The organism is Actinomycetota bacterium, from assembly GCA_018830725.1.
Lineage (GTDB): Bacteria > Actinomycetota > Humimicrobiia > JAHJRV01 > JAHJRV01 > JAHJRV01.
In genome coordinates this window covers 1-6,232 of sequence record JAHJRV010000014.1, presented here as the reverse complement: position 1 = coordinate 6,232, position 6,232 = coordinate 1, and the positions used below count along the sequence as shown (strand labels likewise).

Here is a 6,232-nt window from a genome sequence, read left to right as displayed (position 1 = left end):
GGGGTTTTGTTTTACTAAGAACAGACAATAAAGAGATTTCAGATTTTATTGAAGATATTTTCAAGGATATCCCCATTCTAATAAAGATAAATGAGAATGCTAATGTAAAGGAATTACTGGAAAGTAGCATAAAAGCTGTTCTTCTTGATGCAGATTGTAAAGATAGTGAAAGACTTTTTAATATTTTTAGCAATAGTGGGGTTGGTGTTATACAGATAGGAAAAGATAAAGATATAGTTTGGCCATTTAATAAAGATGAGATACTTGAAATAATAGAGAAAACAGAAGTATATATACCAGAAATTAAAAAATTCAACATAAAGTTAAATTTATCAGAAGCTATTAGTTTCTTAAAAAAGAAAAGCCTTGATAGAAAAAAGATTAATGAAGAAATTATTAAAAAATATTTAGAAAGTAATAAAGGTGTAAAGGATGATGATAAAAAGTCCTTAAGTAATATTTTAAAAAGTAAATTGTATAATCAGTTAATTTCAGAAAAAGTAGATAAAGATAAGAAAAAAGTAGTTAAAAAATCTGATTTGAAAACAAAAGTCTCGGGATTTTTTAGTCCTTTTAAAGAAAGAGGATTAAAAAGGAAAAAATCTAAAGAAGCTATAGCTAAAGAATTTTTAGATGAAAATAATAAAGATAGTAAGATTCTAGAAAAAAAAGAAAAAGTAACTGTAAATACTGAAAAAATAGATTCAAAATCAAAAAATATGTCCATTTTGGTACTTGAAATAAAAGACGAAGAAGAGTTTAATTATTAAAGTTTTCGAAGAACAATTTTACAGAAAATATAACACAGTCTCAAAAGAGGATATAAAATATTATTTGATACTATTATTTTATATAACTTTTAAATTTTGTATATACTATGATAATAGAATATCAGTTTTACCTTTTACAAAATATATATAAGGGATGATATGAAAACCTTACATAAAATAATCATTGGAGATTCTAGGTATATGAAAGAAGTATCTGATGAATCAGTCCATCTTGTTATTACCTCACCACCTTATTGGCAACTAAAGGATTATGGAAATATAAGACAGATAGGTTTTAATGATAGTTATGAGGAGTACATCAACAATCTCAATTTGGTCTGGAATGAATGTCATAGGGTTTTACATAAAGGATGCCGTTTATGTGTTAATATAGGTGATCAGTTTGCCCGTTCTGTATATTATGGAAGATATAAGGTTATCCCAATAAGAACAGAAATAATTAAATTTTGTGAAACTGTAGGTTTTGATTACATGGGTGCTATTATTTGGCAAAAAGTAACTACTTGCCATACAACTGGGGGAGCAACAGTAATGGGTTCTTTTCCATATCCAAGAAATGGGATTCTTAAACTTGATTATGAATTTATTTTAATTTTTAAAAAATATGGGAAGTCTCCAAGAGTTAATAGGGATATTAAAGAACAATCAAAATTGACTAAAGATGAATGGAATCAATATTTTACTGGGCACTGGAATTTTCCTGGTGAAAAACAGGATAAACATCTAGCTATGTTTCCTAAAGAACTACCAAGACGTCTTATTAAGATGTTTAGTTTTGTTGGTGATACTATTCTTGATCCTTTCTTAGGAAGTGGAACGGCCTCTTTAGCTGCTAAAAATACTAATAGAAATTCTATTGGTTATGAAATAAATGATGATTTTATTCCAATTATGAAAGAAAAACTTGGAATAAAACAAAACACTTTGTTTAAAGATGCAATATTTAAAATAATAAAGCAGGGGGAATTAAAACTAAAATATGAAGAAGAGATTAAAAAATTACCTTATATTTTCAAAGACCCAATAAAGTTTGATAAAAAAGTTGACCCTAGAAAATTGAGATTTGGGTCAAAAATAGATAATTCGTATTATAAAAAAGAAAAATACCATATTGTAAAGCAAATAATTAGTCCCGAGATATTAATCTTGAATAATGGCTTAAGAATTAGATTATTAGGAGTGAAAGAAAAACCTGAGAAAAATAGAGAAGCATTACAGTTTTTAAAAGAAAAAACAAGAGGCCAAAAAGTATTTCTGAAATTTGACAGTATAAAATATGATGAAAAGAACAACTTACTTTGCTATTTATATTTACAGAATAAGACTTTTATAAATGCTCATTTAATAAAGAATGACTGTACTTATGTAGATACTACATTTAATTATAAATTCAAATCAAGATTTTTATCATATGTGGGGGAAAAATAATGCCAAAAGAATGGATACTAAATCAGGCAAATATGAGATGGGGTTTGACAAAGAAAAACAAAGTTGGACCAGTTTCAGAATTGATAAGAAAATGTTCTCCTAAATCCCTTAGGGATTGGAAGAAGTATTATTATAAAAATGTTTATCCCATAAACCATTTAGAAGAACTGGGGAGAAGATTATATGTAAAAATAACAGAAGTATGTCAGGCAGAGATTGAGAGCATAGAAGAAAAGGATTGTATTAATTTTATTATTAACCTAGTAATCAATCGGACTTATGATGGATATCAGTCTGAGATACAAACAACTATATATGGTCAGTTGCAGCAAGCATTAGGGGTTAAGGTAGAACCCTGCACCGGATGAATAGGATAGAGGATATAATGTAGATTTCTTTATTAAAATAAATAATAAATATATTGGACTTCAAATTAAACCAGCAGGATATCCCTATATTACACAAATAATTAATGAATTAGAATTCCAGGAAAAAACTCATGAAAAGTTTACTGCTAAATTTGGTGGTAAAGTATTTTATATCATTTCTGTAAAGGAAGGAAAAAAGAAAATTATACATAACTACAATGTTATTGAGGAAATAAGAAAAGAAATTGAAAGATTAAAGAGAGAATGACAACACTTACATTATATAAATAACATAGTATATATATGCTATGTTATTTATATCTCTACTATTCTATTTTTACTCTATTTTTATAAAATCAAAAAAAACCCACAAAATACTCCCAAAACCGCATTTTAAAAATCTTTTAGATATATTTCTATATTATTTTAAAAAAATTTTATAAATATTCTTTAAAACTTCTCCTTTTATATACCCACCATTCTCATCTAAAGGGTTGTCCCACATAACCTGAAATATTCTCTTATCACAATTTGAGTTAATTTATTATCTAACTTAAATAATTTTCCCTTTAACATATTTAAATATTTGTGTTTTTATGCTATAATATATTTAATTGTACATTTGCATAAATATTCATATTTAAAAATGTAAAAAAATATTTAGATTTTAAATTTATTAATTTATAACCCCATACTAAAGTGATAATTAAGAAGAATATAATTGTTAAAGGAAACATTGAGTGTTATTTATATAAGATATTAATTTTTATTTTTTACATTCTTCTTATTATTTTTTCAATACTATTTATACCCTCTTTGAAACCTTATCAGATTTCTGCAAACGAAAGGAAACCTCTTATTTATCCATTAAAGGGGGAGATTTTAGTTCATTTTAATGAAGAATATACTGATGAAGAAACTGGTGAGACTCATAGACATTGTGGGATTGATATTTCTGGAGAAAAAGGGGATAAAGTAGTTGCATCTGCTCCAGGAAAAGTCTTTTATGTTGGGTATACACCAACTGGTGGAAAAACTATTTCTATAGTTCATCTTTTAGATGTTAAGACAACATATTTAAATTTACAAGATTATCATGTTAGTGTTGGTCAGGAAGTAAAAAGAGGTCAAATAATAGGAACTATTGGAGCTGAAGATGATCCTTCAAGTGAAGAAATACATCTACATTTTGGAGTAATAGTAAATGATCATTATGTTGACCCTGAGAAGATACTAAACATGGATTTTAATGATTTAACAAAATTCATATCACTAACTTATACAGAACTTGATGAAAATAATAATGTAGGAATAAAGTCAAATAATATTTATGGTGAAAAAGCTGAAGATATCTTTAAATTAAATGAAAATTCAAATATTGAAAATATAAATCTTGCAAGTTCTAATTTTAAAAATATAACTTCTAAAAACCTGAACTTTTGGGATTATATTTTTAAACTTATATATTGGGATGACGACTTTGATAATGTTTATGATTGGGAAGATTTAGATGATGATAATAACAATATATTAGATATTCATGAAAACAGAGATCATTGGAAGTGGAATAATTTCATAGATTTTGATGATGATAATGATGGAATTGTTGACTGGAATGATCCTGATGATGATAATAATTTAATTGATGATAAATATGAATCAGGCAATCCAATAGATTTAGAAGTTTATACAGATTTTGGTAAAGATAAATCTGAAGTGAGTTTGAAAGGTACAATCAATAATAAATCCAACAATAATAAAGATAAAGATTACAAGATAGTAGTTCCAGGTTACTGCAGTGAAACTTATGATGTATTAAATTCTGATCTTACGAATTTCTTAGAAAATAATGGATATAGTTGGTCAAAAATGGCTTATTTTAGCTGTAATGGACCTGGTACTTACCATAATGGATATGATTCACAGGGAAGCTACATTGATTTTAAAAATTCTATGATAAAATATCTAAACAAAATACCAGAGAAGAAAGAGATTGATTTAATTGGTTATAGTCAGGGTGGAAGACTTATAATGGAATTTGTTACTGATAAAAATAATAAATCGTATATGGATAAAATAGATCAGGTAATAGCTATAAATTCTCCAATAAAAGGTGCAAATAGCTTTTTGGCTAAAGCATCAAGAGACCCATGGTTTGGAAAACTAATAGGATTTCTTCTTCCTGACAAAAGTTCACTTCCTTTTCCAGAAATAGATCCTGACCTTCCAGCTTCTTCTAATCTAATGCCAGAAAGTGATGCTTCTAAAAAATTATCTCAACCTGACATACACGGAGATAGAAATGAAGATTTATCATTATATAAACCAGATGTAGAAATAATTAATATAGCAAGTAAAAATGATTTGGTTGTTGAAAATTTTGGAATAGATAGTCAAGTATATAAATATGCTGATAATGTTTATATAAATTCAAGTAGTCCTCTATTTTCCCATTATTTCAATTTAAAAAGCAAATTTCTTTTTTTCAACTCAAGTGGTAAACATACATTTGACTTAATACTAAGTTTATTAAATGGAAATGAAGTAGATGGGGAAATAAAAAATGGTTATATTATATATGGAGGACAAGAACAAGAAATAGACTTAGAATATAACTTAATTTATGAGGGAGGAATATAATGAATAATAAATATAACAAAATTGAGATAGCGATAATTATACTTTCAATTATTTGTTTATTAGCTTTTATAATTTTATTTATAAAAGGATTTAATAGTAGAGCGTTTAGGAATGCGGAGCTTTGGGAAAAAATATTGTTTGGTTTTAATTATCCAATTTTTGCTATACCTCTTGGGATTCCTTTAATAATTCTAAGCATAATTTTAAAAAGAAAAAAAGGTAATAGAAAAATATACAAGCTTGGAATTATTACCTTCATAATAACCTTTATTATTCCTCTATCACTTTTTATTTTAACAATTGCTGGTTTAATGATCGGTGGAGCTGCAGAATAAATAGAAATTGCATTTTCTAATTGAATTTAATATCTGATTTATTAAATAGAAATGAAGTAAAAAGAGAGAAGGAGTTGGTGACTCTTTGAATTTTACAGAAAAATTGGGATTGACTCAAATCATCTAATTCAAAATATTCTAATTTATACTAAATTAATTAAATTATATTTATTATAGCAGTGTTTATTAAATGAGTAATGACGTAATTTCTTATAAAACCTTTATAGATGATAGTGGAAAAAAAGAGTATATTGATCTATATGATTTTTCTAATGTTCATAGATCTAATGAGAAAAATAGACAATTTTGGCTTGATAATTATTTTGTTTTAACAGCATTAGTAATTAATAATATAAATATTCCAAAAATAAACCGCTACATATTAGATTTAAAATTAGAAACTTTTAACACTCCTTTTGTCGAAATAAAATCTGACTGGCTAAGAAACCCTAATCAAAGAAAAAAACGTTATATTGAAAAATATAATATTACTGAAGAAGAGTTAGATAATTTTGGATGGAAAATATCAAATGTTTTTCCAAAGTTCCATAAGACATTCTATGTCAAATGAAAAGTAAATATTAAACTGTCAAAGAACAAAAAATCTTTGAGTCGCACTTTGAAAATTTAATAAGAAATCTCTGGCATCACATACTCACTTTTATCTTTC

5 protein-coding genes and 1 pseudogene are annotated in these 6,232 nt (G+C 26.1%); all 6 read left to right on the top strand.

All coding sequences use genetic code 11. The features are described 5' to 3' along the window. The coding region (locus KKC53_00650; protein ID MBU2597683.1) for a hypothetical protein at positions 1-770 on the top strand (770 nt) is incomplete at its 5' end. 159 nt (positions 771-929) lie between these two features. Further along, a complete protein-coding gene (locus KKC53_00645) occupies positions 930-2,219 on the top strand; it encodes a thermonuclease family protein (protein ID MBU2597682.1) in 1,290 nt (429 codons plus the stop codon). Beyond that, positions 2,219-2,855 (top strand): annotated as a pseudogene (locus KKC53_00640) (MjaI family restriction endonuclease). The gene KKC53_00645 and the pseudogene KKC53_00640 overlap by 1 nt, the downstream one beginning before the upstream one ends. 548 nt (positions 2,856-3,403) lie before the next feature. Further along, positions 3,404-5,227, top strand: a complete 1,824-nt coding sequence (locus KKC53_00635; GenBank protein MBU2597681.1) for a M23 family metallopeptidase — start codon at positions 3,404-3,406, stop codon at positions 5,225-5,227. After that, positions 5,227-5,562, top strand: a complete 336-nt coding sequence (locus KKC53_00630; protein ID MBU2597680.1) for a hypothetical protein — start codon at positions 5,227-5,229, stop codon at positions 5,560-5,562. Before KKC53_00635 ends, KKC53_00630 begins: the two co-directional genes overlap by 1 nt. 190 nt (positions 5,563-5,752) lie before the next feature. Then, entirely contained in the window at positions 5,753-6,133 is a 381-nt protein-coding gene (locus KKC53_00625; GenBank protein ID MBU2597679.1) for a hypothetical protein, read from the top strand. Positions 6,134-6,232 lie beyond the last annotated feature (99 nt).